Source organism: Nonomuraea sp. NPDC004354 (assembly GCF_053602555.1).
This window is the reverse complement of the sequence record NZ_JBSGDV010000040.1, coordinates 14,573-29,206: the sequence shown is the minus strand read 5'-3', so window position 1 is coordinate 29,206 and position 14,634 is coordinate 14,573. Positions and strand designations below refer to the sequence as shown.

Annotated in this window: 20 protein-coding genes and 1 tRNA gene; 9 read left to right on the top strand and 12 right to left on the bottom strand. The window is 69.2% G+C overall.

What is annotated here, in order from left to right; all coding sequences use genetic code 11:
• The first annotated feature begins 174 nt into the window (after positions 1-174).
• The 7 genes from ACWENQ_RS45425 to ACWENQ_RS45395 are packed head-to-tail and all read left to right on the top strand — an operon-like array spanning position 175 to position 4,712.
• Entirely contained in the window at positions 175-510 is a 336-nt protein-coding gene (locus ACWENQ_RS45425; RefSeq protein ID WP_354922652.1) for an ArsR/SmtB family transcription factor, read from the top strand.
• An 11-nt stretch (positions 511-521) separates the two neighbouring features.
• On the top strand, positions 522-1,766 hold the full coding sequence (locus ACWENQ_RS45420) for a GNAT family N-acetyltransferase (RefSeq protein WP_449930585.1): 1,245 nt from the start codon (positions 522-524) through the stop codon (positions 1,764-1,766).
• A gap of 53 nt (positions 1,767-1,819) precedes the next feature.
• Entirely contained in the window at positions 1,820-2,167 is a 348-nt protein-coding gene (locus tag ACWENQ_RS45415) for an ArsR/SmtB family transcription factor (protein WP_449930583.1), read from the top strand.
• Positions 2,164-2,877: an MIP/aquaporin family protein gene (locus tag ACWENQ_RS45410; RefSeq protein WP_452419710.1), complete on the top strand. Its 714-nt coding sequence runs from the start codon at positions 2,164-2,166 to the stop codon at positions 2,875-2,877. Before ACWENQ_RS45415 ends, ACWENQ_RS45410 begins: the two co-directional genes overlap by 4 nt.
• Positions 2,878-2,925: 48 nt before the next feature.
• Entirely contained in the window at positions 2,926-3,606 is a 681-nt protein-coding gene (locus ACWENQ_RS45405; RefSeq protein ID WP_449930579.1) for an arsenate reductase/protein-tyrosine-phosphatase family protein, read from the top strand.
• Positions 3,607-3,609: 3 nt separating this feature from the next.
• Positions 3,610-4,260, top strand: coding sequence for an arsenate reductase ArsC (locus tag ACWENQ_RS45400; protein ID WP_452419709.1), 651 nt, complete (start codon positions 3,610-3,612; stop codon positions 4,258-4,260).
• A gap of 41 nt (positions 4,261-4,301) precedes the next feature.
• Entirely contained in the window at positions 4,302-4,712 is a 411-nt protein-coding gene (locus ACWENQ_RS45395; RefSeq protein ID WP_449930575.1) for an arsenate reductase ArsC, read from the top strand.
• Here the strand turns inward: ACWENQ_RS45395 and ACWENQ_RS45390 are convergent.
• The 9 genes from ACWENQ_RS45390 to ACWENQ_RS45350 form a co-directional block, all read right to left on the bottom strand.
• Positions 4,697-5,920: a M28 family metallopeptidase gene (locus tag ACWENQ_RS45390; RefSeq protein WP_449930573.1), complete on the bottom strand. Its 1,224-nt coding sequence runs from the start codon at positions 5,918-5,920 to the stop codon at positions 4,697-4,699. The two genes, ACWENQ_RS45395 and ACWENQ_RS45390, sit on opposite strands and share 16 nt — an antisense overlap.
• Complete coding sequence (locus tag ACWENQ_RS45385; RefSeq protein ID WP_452419708.1) at positions 5,908-6,150, bottom strand: hypothetical protein; 243 nt, start codon at positions 6,148-6,150, stop codon at positions 5,908-5,910. Before ACWENQ_RS45385 ends, ACWENQ_RS45390 begins: the two co-directional genes overlap by 13 nt.
• Positions 6,151-6,235: 85 nt before the next feature.
• Positions 6,236-7,279, bottom strand: coding sequence for an ArsO family NAD(P)H-dependent flavin-containing monooxygenase (locus ACWENQ_RS45380; RefSeq protein WP_452419707.1), 1,044 nt, complete (start codon positions 7,277-7,279; stop codon positions 6,236-6,238).
• Positions 7,276-7,671 (bottom strand): metalloregulator ArsR/SmtB family transcription factor, encoded by a 396-nt coding sequence (locus ACWENQ_RS45375; protein WP_449930569.1) that lies wholly within the window; start codon positions 7,669-7,671, stop codon positions 7,276-7,278. The genes ACWENQ_RS45380 and ACWENQ_RS45375 overlap by 4 nt, the downstream gene beginning before the upstream one ends.
• A gap of 31 nt (positions 7,672-7,702) precedes the next feature.
• A complete protein-coding gene (locus ACWENQ_RS45370; protein ID WP_452419706.1) occupies positions 7,703-8,887 on the bottom strand; it encodes an MFS transporter in 1,185 nt (394 codons plus the stop codon).
• Positions 8,884-9,114 (bottom strand): hypothetical protein, encoded by a 231-nt coding sequence (locus tag ACWENQ_RS45365; RefSeq protein ID WP_449930565.1) that lies wholly within the window; start codon positions 9,112-9,114, stop codon positions 8,884-8,886. Before ACWENQ_RS45365 ends, ACWENQ_RS45370 begins: the two co-directional genes overlap by 4 nt.
• Positions 9,115-9,167: 53 nt before the next feature.
• Positions 9,168-10,571, bottom strand: coding sequence for an FAD-dependent oxidoreductase (locus ACWENQ_RS45360; protein ID WP_449930563.1), 1,404 nt, complete (start codon positions 10,569-10,571; stop codon positions 9,168-9,170).
• Positions 10,572-10,599: 28 nt separating this feature from the next.
• Positions 10,600-10,737, bottom strand: a complete 138-nt coding sequence (locus tag ACWENQ_RS45355; RefSeq protein WP_354922619.1) for a hypothetical protein — start codon at positions 10,735-10,737, stop codon at positions 10,600-10,602.
• A 99-nt stretch (positions 10,738-10,836) separates the two neighbouring features.
• Positions 10,837-11,919, bottom strand: a complete 1,083-nt coding sequence (locus ACWENQ_RS45350) for a flavin-containing monooxygenase (RefSeq protein WP_452419705.1) — start codon at positions 11,917-11,919, stop codon at positions 10,837-10,839.
• Positions 11,920-12,000: 81 nt separating this feature from the next.
• Between ACWENQ_RS45350 and ACWENQ_RS45345 the strand changes: the two genes are divergently transcribed.
• Positions 12,001-12,375, top strand: a complete 375-nt coding sequence (locus tag ACWENQ_RS45345) for an ArsR/SmtB family transcription factor (protein WP_449930558.1) — start codon at positions 12,001-12,003, stop codon at positions 12,373-12,375.
• A gap of 38 nt (positions 12,376-12,413) precedes the next feature.
• Here ACWENQ_RS45345 and ACWENQ_RS45340 read toward each other — a convergent pair whose 3' ends face one another.
• From ACWENQ_RS45340 to ACWENQ_RS45330, 3 genes are all read right to left on the bottom strand, one after another.
• Positions 12,414-12,815 (bottom strand): hypothetical protein, encoded by a 402-nt coding sequence (locus tag ACWENQ_RS45340; RefSeq protein ID WP_449930556.1) that lies wholly within the window; start codon positions 12,813-12,815, stop codon positions 12,414-12,416.
• Positions 12,816-13,287: 472 nt separating this feature from the next.
• Positions 13,288-13,464: a hypothetical protein gene (locus ACWENQ_RS45335; protein WP_452419704.1), complete on the bottom strand. Its 177-nt coding sequence runs from the start codon at positions 13,462-13,464 to the stop codon at positions 13,288-13,290.
• Positions 13,465-14,118: 654 nt separating this feature from the next.
• Positions 14,119-14,286 carry a DUF5990 family protein gene (locus ACWENQ_RS45330; protein WP_449930552.1) on the bottom strand — a complete coding sequence of 56 codons (168 nt, stop codon included), beginning with the start codon at positions 14,284-14,286 and terminating at the stop codon, positions 14,119-14,121.
• A 199-nt stretch (positions 14,287-14,485) separates the two neighbouring features.
• On the opposite strand from ACWENQ_RS45330, the gene ACWENQ_RS45325 reads away from it, so the two are divergent.
• Positions 14,486-14,562: transfer RNA gene (locus tag ACWENQ_RS45325), tRNA-Tyr, on the top strand.
• Positions 14,563-14,634 lie beyond the last annotated feature (72 nt).

The window sequence follows — 14,634 nt, the reverse complement described above, 5'->3', positions numbered from 1 at the left end:
GCCCACTCGGCGTTCGTCAGATCACCACGACCCATATGCCAAGAGTGACAAGACCAGCGCTCACCGTCAGGAGATCTAAGAAACAGCTCCTAGCGACGTGAACATCTTGAGGCAGGTGTGATCAGTCCTGAGCGGCTGGACCTTGGCTTGATAATCGAATATCGTCGATAATCGATGAATAATGATGCGAAGCCGCTGGACCGGGCCGAGGCCGAGGAGTACGCGAGCTGGTTCAAAGCGCTGGCCGACGCCACGCGCATCCAGATCGTGTCGCTGCTGGCCCGCCGCCGCGAGCCGATGACCGTGGGTGAGATCGTGACCGCCTCCGGTGTCGGCCAGTCGACCGTGTCGCACCATCTGAAGATCCTGGCCGAGGTGCGCTTCGTCCTGGTCGAACGGCAGGGCACCAGCAGCCTGTACCGGATCAACGAGAACTGCGTGAGCTGCTTCCCCACCGCCGCCGACGTGGTGATGGGCAAGCCCGTTCCCGCCACTCCGATCTGCGACTGAAGGAGACAGCCATGGCCCACGACGAGGTCGTCAAGCGATACTCGGGACTCGCTCGCGCCGCCATGACCGGCGAGACGATCATCGACTGTTCGGCCGACGAGTTCGTCAAGGGCTGCTTCGGCGCCGCCGCCTACGACGACACCGCGGAGCTGCCCGGCGGGGCCACCCGGGCCAGCCTCGGCTGCGGCGACCCGGTCGCCGTCGCCGAACTGCGCGCCGGCGAGACCGTGCTCGACCTCGGCTCGGGCGGCGGCATCGATGTCCTGCTGTCGGCCCGCCGGGTCGGCCCATACGGCAAGGCCTACGGCCTTGACGCCAGCCCCGACATGATCGAGCTGGCCAGACGCAACGCGGCGGAGGCCGGCGCGGCCAACGTCGAGTTCCTGCACGGCACCATCGAGGCCGTCCCGCTACCGGACCACTCGGTGGACGTCGTCATCTCCAACTGCGTGATCAACCTGTCCGACGACAAGGCGGCCGTCCTCGCCGAGGCCTTCCGCGTCCTACGCCCGGGCGGGCGGCTGGGGATCAGCGACATGGCGACAGAAGGCACGCTCGACCCGGTACGGCGCGCCGCCGCCGAGCAGCGGGTGGGCTGCGTCGCCGGCTCCCTGGAAGTGGCCGAGTACCGCGACCTGCTGCGTTCGACCGGCTTCGTCGGCACCTCGATGACCCTTACGGCTGACCACGGCGACGGGGTCCACTCGGCCATCATCCAGGCGGTCAAGCCCGCGATCGGTCCCGGCCTGGAGATCCGCCCGATGCGCGAGGCCGACGCGAGCCAGGTGCTGGCCATCTACCAGGCCGGACTGGACACCGGCCAGGCCGGCTTCGAGACCACCGCCCCCAGCTGGGATGCGTTCGACCGCGGCAGGCTGCCTGGGCTGCGCTACGTCGTCGCCGACGCCGACAGCGGCGAGGTCCTGGGCTGGATCGCCGCCTCGCCGGTGTCCAGCCGGTGCGTCTACGCCGGAGCGGTGGAGCACAGCGTCTACGTCCACCCTGGCTGCCAGGCCCACGGCATCGGCCGCGCGCTGTTGACCGCTTTCATCGCCGCCAGCGAGGACGCGGGCATCTGGACGATCCAGTCCGGCGTCTTCCCCGAGAACACCGCCAGCCTTTCCCTGCACCAGGCGCTGGGGTTTCGAGTGGTCGGCACCCGCGAACGCATCGGCCGGCACCACGGCGTCTGGCGTGACGTGATTCTCATGGAGCGCCGGAGCTCGGTCACCGGCCTAGAGGACGCGTCCATCTGACGTTCATTTCGGCTTGACCGTGCTGATATCCATGGGCGTCAATATTGACGCCCATGGATGAGCTGACGGTCTTTGACTGCTGCGCGCCGCTGGTGCGTCAACCGCTGGACGAGGAGAGCGCGGCAGGGCTCGCGCGGGCGTTCAAGGCGCTCGGAGACCCGGTACGGCTGCGCATCGTCTCGATCGTGGCCGGTCATGAGGGGGGCGAGGCGTGCGTGTGCGACCTGACCGCGAGCTTCGACCTGGCCCAGCCGACGATCAGCCACCACCTCAAGGTGCTCAAGGACGTCGGCCTGCTCACCAGCGAACGGCGCGGCTCCTGGGTGTACTACCGGATCGTGCCCGACCGGCTTGCCGAATTGTCGGCGCTGCTCGCCGTACCGGCTGAGGTGGCCCGATGAGGCGCAGGCTGCTGGCCGAGTTCCTCGGCACCGCGCTGCTGGTGACCGTGGTCGTCGGGTCGGGCATCATGGCCCAGACTCTCTCCCCGGACGACGTGGGCCTGCAGCTGCTGGAGAACTCCACCGCCACTGTCTTCGGCCTGGCCGTGCTCATCGTCGTGCTGGGCCCGGTCTCCGGCGCCCACTTCAACCCGGTGGTGTCGCTGGCCGACTGGTGGCAGGGACGGCAGACCGGCCGGAGGCTGCGGACGGGCGAGCTCGGCGGCTACGTCGCCGCCCAGGTGATGGGCGGCATCGGCGGCGCGGTGCTGGCCAACGCGATGTTCGACAAGCCCGTGATCACCTGGTCCACCACCGAGCGGGCGAGCGCGCATCTGTGGCTGGGAGAGGTCGTCGCCACCGCGGGCCTGGTGCTGGTGATCTTCTGCCTGACCCGGTCCGGCGGTACGGCTTTCGCCCCGCTGGCTGTGGGCGGCTACATCGGCGCGGCCTACTGGTTCACCTCCTCTACCAGCTTCGCCAACCCCGCCGTCACCGTCGGCCGCGCCTTCACCGACACCTTCGCCGGCATCGCCCCCGCCTCCGTGCCCGGCTTCGTCGTCGCCCAGCTGGTCGGCGGCGCCATCGGCCTGCTACTGGTCCACGGCCTGTTCGGCCGCCCCGCAGTGGGCACGACCGAGCCGGTCGTCCCGCATCCGGACTCCCGCTGACCGGTCGCCGCTTGACGCTCCCGCGTTTACTCAATAATTATTGACTCAATGAACGCTGACTGGAGTTCTTCGGTGGAGGCCCGAGCGCGAGTGCACGCCGCGCTCGGCGACGCGGGGCGGTTGGCCATCGTGGACCGGCTGCTGCTGGGCGACGCGTCGCCGGGCGAGCTCGGCCAGGCGCTCGGCCTGCCCACCAACCTGCTCGCCCACCACGTGAAGCTGCTGCAGGAAGCGGGCGTCGTCGAACGCCGTCGATCCGAGGGCGACCGCAGGCGCACCTACCTGCGTCTGGTGCCGCAATCGCTGTCCGGTCTGCTGCCGGCCGCGGCCCGGCCCGCCCCTCGCATCGTCTTCGTCTGCACCCACAACTCCGCCCGCTCCCAGTTGGCCGCCGCCCTGTGGAGCCGCGCCAGCGCCGTGCCTGCCACATCGGCAGGCACTCATCCCGCACCGCACGTCCATCCCCGCACGCTCACCCTGGCCGCCCACCACGGCCTCGACCTCGACCACGCCGCCACCCGCCACGTGGATCAGACGCTGCGCCCTGACGACCTCGTCGTGGCCGTCTGCGACGCCGCCCACGAGCAGCTCGTCGACATCGACCGGCTGCACTGGTCCATCCCGGACCCCGTCCGCGCCGGCGGCGACGAGGCGTTCGAACGGGCTTACACCGACATAGCCGACCGCGTCCAACGGCTGGCGCCTGCCGTGCACCCTCCACAGGAGTGAGCCATGTCCCAGACCTACCGACACCCGGACCTGTCCGTCGACCAGCAGCACGCCCTGCTGACCGCCGCCCGCCGCCTGGCGGAAGAGTTCACCGGCACCTTCGGCACCGAGACCATCGAACGGTTCCTGCACACCAGCTACGACCAGTTCGCCATCCACGGCAAGATCCCCAACTATCTGCCGCTCCTTGCCGAACGCTTCGCCCGCCAGCGCCTGCACGCCTTGGCCCGCGTGGAAGGGCACAACGACGGACGGCCCGTCGTGCTGTTCCTCTGCGTCCACAACGCAGGCCGCTCCCAGATGGCACTGGGCTTTTTCCAGCACCTGGCCGCCGACCGAGCGCTGGCCTGGTCCGGCGGCTCGGAGTTCGCCGGCGAGATCAACCCCGCGGCCGTGGCGTCGATGGTAGAGCGGGGCATCGACATCACCGGCGAGTTCCCCAAACCCTGGACCGAGGAGATCGTCCGCGCCGCCGACGTCGTCATCACCATGGGCTGCGGCGACGCCTGCCCCGTCTACCCGGGCAAACGATACGAGGACTGGGAACTGGACGACCCGGCGGACAAGAGTGTCCAGGACGTACGACCCATCCGCGACGAGATCGAACGCCGGGTCCGCCGCCTGCTCGACGACCTCGGCATCCCCGCAGCCTGACCAGTGTGATCAGCAAGACCAGCGAAGGAAGGTATCAACCCGTGAGCGACACCCCCAGCGTCCTGTTCGTCTGCGTCCACAACGCAGGCCGCTCCCAGATGGCCGCCGGATGGCTCACCCACCTGGCGGGCGACCGCGTCGAGGTCCGCTCCGCCGGATCGGCGCCCGCCGACCGGATCAACCCGGTGGCCGTCGAGGCGATGCGCGAGGTTGGCGTCGACCTCACCGACCAGCACCCCAAGATCCTCACCACGGACGCCGTCCAGGCCTCCGACGTGGTCATCACCATGGGCTGCGGCGACGCCTGCCCGATCTTCCCCGGCAAGCGGTACGAGGACTGGAAGCTCGACGATCCCGCAGGCCAGGGCATCGAGGCCGTTCGCCCGATCCGCGACGAGATCGAACGCCGCGTGCGGGCGTTGCTGAAGGAGCTGGCTCAGGACCCTGCGTGAGCCAGCCGCCACACCGTGGCGGTGATCAGCCGGGCTGCGGCCAGGAGCGTGTCCTTGTCGACGCGGTCCGGCGTTTCGGCGGGCGTCTGGTAACCCGGCATGCCCATCCCAATGCCGAGCGCGGCAAGTCCTGCCGCGGCATAGCGGCGGTTGTCGGAGGCCATGGCACCTGCTCGCAGCGGCACGCCTGTTTCGCGGGCGGCTTGGTCCACGGTGGCCAGGAGGGCGTGCGCGGGGCCGCCCGCCTCCACGGAGGCGGCTTGGTGCAGCTGAGCCGCTCCATCGAGGTTGATCACCATCGTGTCCGGCGGCACAGTCGGGGCGTGGTGGGCCGAGCCCCAGGCGCCGGCCTCCTCGGCGTCCAGGAAGGCCACCGCCAGATCGATCGGTACGGCATGCGCGGCGAGCACGCGGGCGGCTTCCAGGATCGCGGCCACGCCTGAGGCGTTGTCGGCTGCGGCCGGCAGCCGACGTTCCGGGTCGTCGCCGACGCCGTCGTAGTGGGCGGTCAGCAGCACGCGCGCAGGCCCGTCGTTAAGGCGGGCATGCACGTTGCGGCCTTCGACGGTGACCGGCCGCAGCGGCATCGACGCCGTCACCTGGACGGCCCCGCGGGCCAGTGCGCCGGACAGCTCTCGGTGAAGATCTGTGCGCAGCGCGACGACGGGGACCGCACGGACGCCTGGCCCGGCGATCATTTTGGGCATCCAGCCCTCGGCGTCGGTACCGCGCGCGGTCAGCACACCGGCCGCGCCGCTCTGCTCGGCTTTGCCGCAGGCTTTCGCCCAGTCGCCGGGTTCGGCCAGGATCCATCGGCCGCGGACGTCGGCGTCGTCCGTGTCTGCTACCAGAGGCGCGGTGAGCGGATGAGGAAGCTCCGCGGAGGCCAGGTGCTCGACGAAATCACGCCGGTGCTCCAGCCTTCGCGACTGCTCGTCGATCTTCCATTCCAAGACCGGCGTGGCATACAGCTCGCGCACGTCGGCGACCGGAAAGGAGACCAGTTCGACCTCGCCGCCCAGATCCCGCAGCTGGGTGGCGAGCCATTCTGCGGCGGACCGCCCGCCGGCTGTGCCCACGCGGCGACCGGCGAAGCGGTCGCCGGCGAGCTCGCGCACGGTGGCGGTCATCCGCTGGATCGACACCTGCTCAAGGGCGATGGCTAACCCCGACGCCTGGATGGGCGAGGAGGAGGTCATCCGCAGCATCCGGCCGCATCGCTGCCCGAGGCAGTAGTGGCAGCAGCCGGCGCCTGCCCGCAGCAGCCGGCAGCGGCTGCATCGGTCGCGGCGGCCTCGCTCCCGCAACAGGTGGTCGCCACCGCCGCGGCGGCCGCATCTGACGCCGGGGCGGAGGCGCCGCAGCAGCCGCCCGCCGCGGGCGGTGTGAAAGCGTCCTGCATATCGCCGATGAAGCCGCCGGAGGTCTCGGTTGCCATACGGAATCCTTCCTAGATTCGATAGCTATCTAAGCAAGGGCGAGTCTAGCCGTCTACTTAGACGCAAATCAATATAGAAGGGTTTCTAATTAAGCCGCCGTTGGCTGGCGATGGCCGTAACCATGTCGCGTGCCGTACGGCCGGCGCCGATGAGGGTGGCGGAGGCGAGGCCGGTCCAGTCGCCGTATCCGAGCAGGTGCAGGCGCGGCTCGCCGATCGCTTGGATGCCGTGGACAGGGATGACGCCGTCGGAGCCGCGCAGCTTGAGGGGGGCGAGGTGGCTGAGAGTGGGGCGGAAGCCGGTGCACCAGATGATCGCGTCGCAGTCCCAGGTGGTGCCGTCCGCCCAGGCGACGCCGGTCTCGGTGAGGCGGGCGAACATGGGCTCGGCCTTCAGCACTCCCCGATCACGCGCCTCGCGGACCGGCGGCACGGCGACGATGTCGCCCAGGTTGGCGCCGTCCCCGTGCAGTCGGCGGGTGGCGTGCTCGAACAGCGCGCGCCCGTCGAGTTCGTCGGGCAGTAGGCGGGGCGGGCGGACAGTGACCCAGGTGGTCTCGGCGATGGCGGAGACTTCGGCGAGGATCTGCGCTCCGGAGTTGGCGCCGCCCACGATCACCACGCGCTTGCCGCCGAAGGGCTCCGGGCCGCAGTAGCCGGCGGTGTGGAGTTGCTCGCCGCGGAAGTCGCGTGTGCCCGCGTAGTGCGGGAGAAAGGGGCGCCACCAGGTGCCGGTGGCGCTGATCACCACGCGCGCCTGCCAGGTGCCGCGGTCGGTTTCCGCCAGGAGCCGTTCGCCGGCCCGCCGTACCGCCCGCACGGTCACCGGGCGCTGCACCGGCAGGTCGTAGCGGCGCTCGTAGTCGGCGAGGTACGAGACGGTGCCGGCGGCGCTCGGATAGCCGCCGTCCGGCGGGATGGGCATCATGCGGCCGGGCAGCGAACTGTACTGGGCGGGCGAGAACAGGCGCAGCGACGGCCAGACGTGCCGCCACGCTCCGCCGGGCTGCTCCTGGGCGTCGAGGATCACGAAGTCGGCCTTGGCTCGGCGCAGGTAGTAGACGGCGGCCAGGCCGGCCTGACCGCCGCCGATGACCAGGACATCGGTGGCGCGAGGGCGCACCGTCATACGGTGAGGAGTTCCACGTCGACCGGACCGCCGGACGCGGTGGTGGCGGCGGTGGCCGGCTCGGCGAGCGGGGCGAACAGCGCGCCGAGCTTGTTCACCACCTCGGGGATGATCCGGTAGTAGACCCAGGTGCCGCGCCGCTCGCCGTCGATGAGCCCAGCGGTGCGCAGCACCTTCAAGTGGTGGGAGATGGTGGGCGCGGTCAGGTCGAAGGCGTCGGTGAGATCGCAGACGCAGGCCTCGCCGCCCGCGTGCGAGCCGATCATCGACAGCAGGCGCAGCCGTACCGGATCGGCGACCGCCTTGAGCAGCACCGCCAGCTCGGCCGCGTCGTCCTCCGACAGCGGCTCGCGCGTGATCGGTGCGCAGCACTGGCTTGTCACGGCGGTCATACGGCACCCCTTACTTCGAAAACTATCGAAATTATACGCGGTGGTAGGCGACCAAGGCCAATGCGGCGATCACGCAGGCGGTGGCGACCGCGCCCATCACCCAGATGTAGCCGACTGCTTGGGCGAGCGCGACCGCTCCCAGCGGAGCGAGGGCCTTGTCAGCGACAGAGAAGGCGACGATACGGCCGGACAGGGAGGCGTAGGCGGCGGTGCCGTAGCGCTGCACGAGCAGGTGGGGCAGGGTGATGGAGGCGATGCCGAAGCCCAGCCCGAACCCCAGCACGCAGCCGACCGCCCCGGCCATGCTCCGCCCGACCAGCGGCAGCAGCAGGACGGCGACACCCTGGAGGGTGAAGATCGCGGCGGCGATGAGGGCTGGGGGCAGCCGGGTCTGCAGGCCGGTGGTGATCAGGCGGCCGGTGACCGACAGCACGCCGAGGAGGCCGGCCAGTGTGGCGGCCAGGACCGGCGAGTGGCCGAGGTGGATGAGGTAGGTGACCAGCAGCACTGCGCCGGTGGCCACCGCGCCGCCGTTGGCGGTGAAGGCGATCACGAGTAGCCAGAACGGGCGGCGGCGCACCGCGGCCTTGACGATCTCGGCTCTCTCCTCAGCCGCGGCGGGTGTGCGTGCCGCGCTGGGGCGACGGCGGATGACGAGGGTGTGCAGCGGGATCGCGGCCAGCCCGTAGAGCAGGGCGGTGAGCGGGATGAAGATCGACGAGGCGAACCCGGCCACAATGGTCAGCGCCAGCAGAGCGCCCGCCCGTCCCTTCTCGTCGCCGCCGTACCAGGCGACGATGACGGCGAAGGCCGCCTCGTACAGCACCATGGCGCAGGCGATGCCGATGGCGGCGAACACCGCGTACAGCTGCCAGAGAGTCTCCGCCCGCGACCAGGTCAGCACCGCGGCCGTGCCGAGGATCGAACCGGCGCTCATCAGGCCGCGCCCACCGCGGGCGTCCAGCCAGCGTCCCGCGGCGGGTGCGCACAGGGCGGCGATCAGGATCGACAGTGTGAGCGCGGCGGCGACTTGGGTGTGGGAGGCGTTCAGCTCGCGCACCATCGGGGTCAGGAAGACGGAGAAGGCGTAGTAGAGCACGCCGTAGCCGATGGTCTGGGTGACGGCCAGCGCGGCGACGATCCGCCGGCCGTGGCCGGAACGTGGCTGACCGCCGCCCCAGGTCTGCGGGGCGGCGGTCTCGGCGGTGGAGCTCACTCGGCCTCGCTGGAGCAGGCGATCAGGCGACGCCCGTCCGCGGTCGTCGTCCACTCATCCCCGGCCTCGGCGATGAAGCCCTGGGCCTCCAGCCGCCAGGTCAAGGTTCCGGCCATGCGGGCGACGGCGGACGCGAAGCCCGGGTTGGTGCTGGATCGCCGGGCACTGACCAGCTGACGGCCCAACTCTTCTGTGTGCAACCGGCCGTGGTCGCAGATGAGGCGCAAGGCCTCCTTCTGAGCTGCGGTCGGGTATCCGTCTGACATGCCGATCCCTGCTTTCAGCCGCAGCAGCCGCCGCCGTCGGAGGCGCCGACAGTGGCCAGCGGCAGCGGGGTGGCCAGCAGGCCGCCGCTGATCCCGGTGGCCAGGCCGACGCGCTGCTCCTGAGCTTCGGCCAGACTGGAGGAGCACACTCCCGTCTCCGGCAGGTCGAGCTGCACGTCACGGGCGGCCTCCCAGTCGCCCGCGATCGCCGCGACAACCGAGCGGACCTGCTCGTAGCCGGTGGCCATCAGGAAGGTGGGGGCGCGGCCGTAGCTCTTGACGCCGACGGCGTAGTAACCGGGCTCGGGGTGGGACAGCTCGTCGACGCCATGAGCGGGGACGGTGCCGCAGGAGTGCTGGTTGGGATCGATCAGCGGAGCCAATTGCCGGGTGGAGCCGAGAATCGGGTCCAGGTCCAGGCGCAACTCGGAGGCGATGGAGTGGTCGGGACGGTAGCCGGTCGCGACCACGATGCGGTCCACCGTGACCGACTGCTCGGCGCCGGACGGGTCACGGCTGACCACGATCGCCTGGTCGCCGCTACGGGTGACGGAGTGGGCGAAGAAGCCCGTCAGCAGCCGGACGCGGCCCGACTCGACGTGTGCGCGCAGGCGGGTGCCGAGAGCGCCGCGAGCCGGAAGCGCGTCGGCCTCGCCGCCTCCGTAGGTACGGCTGGCGCCCGCCGCGCGGATCGCCCACGTGATCGGCGTGTTCTCCAGCTGGGCCAAAGCGAGCAGCGTGGTGGCCGCCGAGTGGCCCGCGCCGACGACGAGCGTGTGCCTGCCCTCGTAGCGGTCGCGGTCGTCGCCGAGCACGTCGGGAAGGGCGTGGTCAACCAGGTCGCCGACCTCGGCCTCGCCGTGAGCGGGCAGGCCGCTCGCACCCAGCACGTTCGGGCTGGTGTAGCTACCCGAGGCGTCCACGATCGCGCGGGCCAGGAGTTCCTCGCCACCCTCCAGGCGGATGAGGAACGGGGCGTCTTCGCGACCGTTGGTGCGGACTCGGTCATAGCCGAGACGGCTGATCGCGCTCACCTTGGCGCCCAGCCGTACCTTCTCGCCGAACAACTTGGCCAGCGGCGCGAGATAGTCGTCGATGAGCTCGCCGCCGGTCGGCAGCCAGTCGGGGTCGGGCGCGGTCCAGCCGTCGGCCTCCAGCAGGCGGCGAGCGGCGGCGTCGATGTTGTACTTCCACGGGCTGAACACCCGCACGTGGCCCCACTGGGCGACCGACGCGGCGACCTGACCCCCGGCCTCCAGGACCAGGAAGTCCTGACCCCGCTCGGCCAGATGCGCGGCGGCGGCCAGTCCGACCGGGCCCGCACCGATCACCACGATCGGCAGCACGCCGGCAGCGCCGGAGGTCACATTCTGCTCAAGCTCAAGGGAGGCGGTGGTGCCGCAGCAATTGGCGCTCATGATGGCTTCTCCTGGGTTTCGGTACGGCTTAGCGGAACAGCAGGATGTCGATGTGGACACGGTCCACGGCGGCCCTGGAGCGGCACGCAGCGTCGCAGACCTCGCCGGTGGCCTCGTTGAAGACGAAAGTCGGGCCCTGGCGGTAACGGCGGAACCGAGCGCGCATTGCGCACCTCCTGTTTAGAAGTTCATCTAAGCAGTGCCTATAATGCGGCACTACTTAGAGAGATGTCAAATTAGCTGGATGTCGAATCAGCTGGCGATGTCAGAGGCCGACCTGGGCTGGAGCGTGGCGGGCGTGCGCGGCCAGCGGGCCCATGATGTGCGCGGCGTCGGCCGCGACACCGCGCAAGGTGTTGGAGGCGAACGAGCGCTGGAACTCCAGCCCCAGGTAGGCCAGGCCCGGCCGGACCAGGGACAGACCGCCCTGATGCAGCGGCAGGCCATGCTCGTCCAGCGCGCCGAGCGGCGCCAGATAGCCGAGGTCGGGCAGGTAGCCGGTGGCCAGCAGCACCACGTCCACCGGCTCCCGTACGCCGTCGGCCCACACGACGCGTCCGCCGTCCAGGGCGCCGAACATGGGCCGGCGCACCAGGCGGCCGCCCTCCACGGCGGCGGCGTAGTCCCCCACGTCCATGACCAGACGGGCCTGCACATGGTGGATCAACCAGGCCGGCGGCAGCTCGTCGAAGCCACTGGAGACCAGCCAGTGGTGCACATCCCGGCCGTCGCGCCACTGCGACAGGAAGGCCAGCGGCTGGCGTGAGGCGATCGTCACGTCCGCGACCTCGGCCAGCTCGTAGGCGATCTGCACGGCGGAGTTGCCACCGCCGACCACGACCACACGCTGCCCGGCCAGATCCTTCGGGCTGCGGTAGTCGGCCGCGTGCAGCACGCGGCCAGTGAAGGTCTCGGCCCCTGGTAGGGCAGGAAGGATCGGGCGGGAGAAGGAGCCACTGGCGGCCACCACGCCCGCGGCCTCCAGTTCCTGGCCGTCGGCGGTGCGCACAACGAAGCGACCGTCCTGGCTCTGTTCCACCGCCTCTACCCGAGTGCCGGTGCGGATCTCCGCGTCCAGGCCGGCCGCATACCTGGCCAAATAGTCCACCACTTCGTCACGGTGGGGGTAGCGGTCAGGGTCGCCGTCGAAGTCCAGGCCGGGCATCGCGCTGAAGCGGGCCGGGGAGAACAGCGTGAGGCTGTCGTAGTAGTCCGGCCAGGCACCAGCCGGCCGCGGCCCGGCCTCCAGCACGAGGGGCCGCAGGCCGGCTTCGAGAATGGCGCGAGCTGCGGCGAGGCCGGACTGGCCGGCGCCGATCACGACGACGGGAAGAGCGGGTGTGGTCATGCCGGGGACCATATATCGCTGATTTTAGATATGTCAAAGAAGAGATATGATGGTGCAATGTCCGTCAGGAGGGAGTCATCCATGTCGTCATCCGCGCCCGACACGGGCCTGGAAATCGCCGGGGAGCAGCAGTCGTGCTGCGCAGTCCCGGCCGAGCCGCAGACGGACGAGGTCGAGCTCAGCCCAGCCGTCCACGCGTTCCTCAAAGCGCTGGCCAGCCCGGTCCGCCAGCGCATCATGCTGCTGTTCGCTCGGGGCGCCGAACTGTCGGTCGGCCAGGTGGCCGAGCTCGCCGACCTCGGACAGCCACGCGCCTCCGAGCAGCTCGCCGAGCTCAAGCGAGGCGGCATCCTGACCTCCCGCAAGGAGGGCAAAGTCGTGCTGTATCGCGCCGACAAGCAGGCCACCGCCGCGGCCCTGGCCGACCTTCAGAGCTACCTCAAGTACTGCTGCTGACCCACTCCAGATCGCTCACGGCCGCCCAGTCCGCGGCGTCAACGGAACAGCAGCAGCGTCGGCATCATGCGGACGTAGACGACCATGCCCACGACTTCCACCAAGGCTTGGGTGACCACCACCACTGCGGCGACGGCCAACTGATCTGGCAGCGCCAGCGCCAATGGCAGGACGACGAGGGAGTTACGGGTCGCACCGGCGAACACGGTCGCCCGTCCAGCGGGTGCGTCCAGGCGGAACAGACGGGCGACCGCCAGGCCGGCGACGGCCATCACGGACAGGAAAAGCACGTAGAACGGCACCACACCGACCACTGCGGCCAAGTTGCCGTCAAGCTTGGGCACCTGGGAGGCGACCACCGTGATCAGGGTGGCCGCCAGGAAACGACCCTCGCGCAGCGAGTGCACCAGCTCAGCTGCGGGCACCTGCAGAAACGTCACATACATCAGCGTCCACCGATCACCCTGGCTACCGAGTGGCCTGGAGCCGCAAGCAGTACGCGAGCCACGGGGACTTCGAGCGGATGGCTCAGTGACCTGCGCCTCTTACGTGTGACCAGAACTTTCGTCTCACACAGTGGAACAGGTCATCCAAATGTGATGAAGAAGCGTCATTATGGGGACAGTGCTACGTACTAAGTACTTGGCCAGAGTGATTACGATATGCCGACGAAGCAAGGTGCAAGCCGACACGCCGTATGCGGTGCTGATTTAGTTGGCATTGCTTCTGTGACATCGCTTGCGGAGAGCACGCTAGTCACTACGCTGAGTTTGTAGGCCGTGCACACGGCCCTCTCGACTGGATATCGAGCGGACCGCGTGAACGACGTGAAGTCGTCACCCTTCGCGTCCTGGCAGACCTCTGTGGGTGGGGCGCTTCACACTCAAGGGTGGTCTTGGGGCCTTCTCGCTACTAGAGCGGGAAGCTCCCGAGGCCGCCGCCGCTGCCGAAGAACTCCTTGTAGAGCTGCCGGCCGACCTCCCAGAGGGCACCCTTGATGAGGGCGGAGCCTACTGCGAAGATCCATCCGGCCCGGGATTTTTGGCCCTTGCTCTCATCTTCAGCGCGCTTGCGCCGGTGCTTACCCATAGAGCTAATACCTCCTCGTGTTGATGCGCCCCCCGCGAGGGGACGACTTCCGGCCGTCGGGCCCAGCGCCCGGAAGCCGGGGTCGCGTCGAGCGACCACGTGGCATCGCCCGCGTTCAGGCGATCAACATCGAGTTGGTACTAGTAAAGATTAGCCGTGCGCGCGGGAAAGTACCCACCATGAACGCGCAGATCGAAATGGGGGCTCCTACTGGGAGTGGCCAGGCGACTTCGGGCATTGGAACGTGACAGTGTCTCCCATCTGCGGTGACATGAGCATCACCGGCTGTTATTAGTGACACCTAAAGATCGAATATAAATGATCTTGGCCGAAAGATGGTCCTTCTGGGCTATAAGGAAATGAGGCAAGGAGGCGACGAAAGCGGACATAAAGTCAGCGGTCACAGATCATCTTTGCGGGGTCGACAACTGCTGTGACATGCGAAGGCGATGCGCGGCCTGTGCCTGGCGGATGTCGACGACCTCGACCCGTCCAGGGAACACCGCCCGCGGGAACACATAGCTTCGCCCGCCGGAACATCGAGAACACTCCGGCGTCATCGACCATCCCCCACAACAGGTACGAACCGATCGCCCGGGCTGCCCTGCACGAACGGGCCCCGGAGATCTCATCCGGTCTCCCTTCGGGTCGCGGTCACTTCCAGCTCCCAGACCGCTGAGGGGCATCGCCTGAATGCAGGTCGAGCAGCTCGTCACGGCGGTCCCGCCGCTGCACGCCGACATGGATGTTGCGGTAGCCGGGAAACCCGGGCGCCTGCCCGTGCTTCCGTCCCGGCAGATCGGACGCCTCGATGCGGGTCATCACGACAGCATCATTCTCCCGAATCACCGCGTGCGGCGCTCGCCAGTGCGCCGCATCACCGGCTCAGCGCGGCGTTCGCAGGATTGCCACAATCCGAGCCACGCTCGCCGACATGCCAGCGCCAGCGGCTGGCGGGATAGCCAGCGAAGTGTGATCGTGCCGAATGCGTGCCGAAATCGAGCTTCAAAGCCAAAGAACCGCAGGTCAGAGGCATGAATCAGCGGGACTGTAAATCCGTCGGCTTAGCCTACCCAGGTTCGAACCCTGGACCTGCCACACCAGCGAGAAGAGGGGGGCCCCCCGCGGAAAAGCCGGGGCGGGCCTCTGTTGTTTTGTGTGGGTTTATAC

Bases quoted from the DNA above. Each gene is read 5' to 3' on its own strand.
- ACWENQ_RS45425 (WP_354922652.1), top strand. From the start codon at position 175: ATGAATAATGATGCGAAGCCGCTGGACCGGGCCGAGGCCGAGGAGTAC.
- ACWENQ_RS45420 (WP_449930585.1), top strand. From the start codon at position 522: ATGGCCCACGACGAGGTCGTCAAGCGATACTCGGGACTCGCTCGCGCC.
- ACWENQ_RS45415 (WP_449930583.1), top strand. From the start codon at position 1,820: ATGGATGAGCTGACGGTCTTTGACTGCTGCGCGCCGCTGGTGCGTCAA.
- ACWENQ_RS45410 (WP_452419710.1), top strand. From the start codon at position 2,164: ATGAGGCGCAGGCTGCTGGCCGAGTTCCTCGGCACCGCGCTGCTGGTG.
- ACWENQ_RS45405 (WP_449930579.1), top strand. From the start codon at position 2,926: ATGAACGCTGACTGGAGTTCTTCGGTGGAGGCCCGAGCGCGAGTGCAC.
- ACWENQ_RS45400 (WP_452419709.1), top strand. From the start codon at position 3,610: ATGTCCCAGACCTACCGACACCCGGACCTGTCCGTCGACCAGCAGCAC.
- ACWENQ_RS45390 (WP_449930573.1), bottom strand. From the start codon at position 5,920: ATGCTGCGGATGACCTCCTCCTCGCCCATCCAGGCGTCGGGGTTAGCC.
- ACWENQ_RS45385 (WP_452419708.1), bottom strand. From the start codon at position 6,150: ATGGCAACCGAGACCTCCGGCGGCTTCATCGGCGATATGCAGGACGCT.
- ACWENQ_RS45380 (WP_452419707.1), bottom strand. From the start codon at position 7,279: ATGACGGTGCGCCCTCGCGCCACCGATGTCCTGGTCATCGGCGGCGGT.
- ACWENQ_RS45375 (WP_449930569.1), bottom strand. From the start codon at position 7,671: ATGACCGCCGTGACAAGCCAGTGCTGCGCACCGATCACGCGCGAGCCG.
- ACWENQ_RS45360 (WP_449930563.1), bottom strand. From the start codon at position 10,571: ATGAGCGCCAATTGCTGCGGCACCACCGCCTCCCTTGAGCTTGAGCAG.
- ACWENQ_RS45355 (WP_354922619.1), bottom strand. From the start codon at position 10,737: ATGCGCGCTCGGTTCCGCCGTTACCGCCAGGGCCCGACTTTCGTCTTC.
- ACWENQ_RS45350 (WP_452419705.1), bottom strand. From the start codon at position 11,919: ATGACCACACCCGCTCTTCCCGTCGTCGTGATCGGCGCCGGCCAGTCC.
- ACWENQ_RS45345 (WP_449930558.1), top strand. From the start codon at position 12,001: ATGTCGTCATCCGCGCCCGACACGGGCCTGGAAATCGCCGGGGAGCAG.
- ACWENQ_RS45335 (WP_452419704.1), bottom strand. From the start codon at position 13,464: ATGGGTAAGCACCGGCGCAAGCGCGCTGAAGATGAGAGCAAGGGCCAA.
- ACWENQ_RS45330 (WP_449930552.1), bottom strand. From the start codon at position 14,286: ATGACCCGCATCGAGGCGTCCGATCTGCCGGGACGGAAGCACGGGCAG.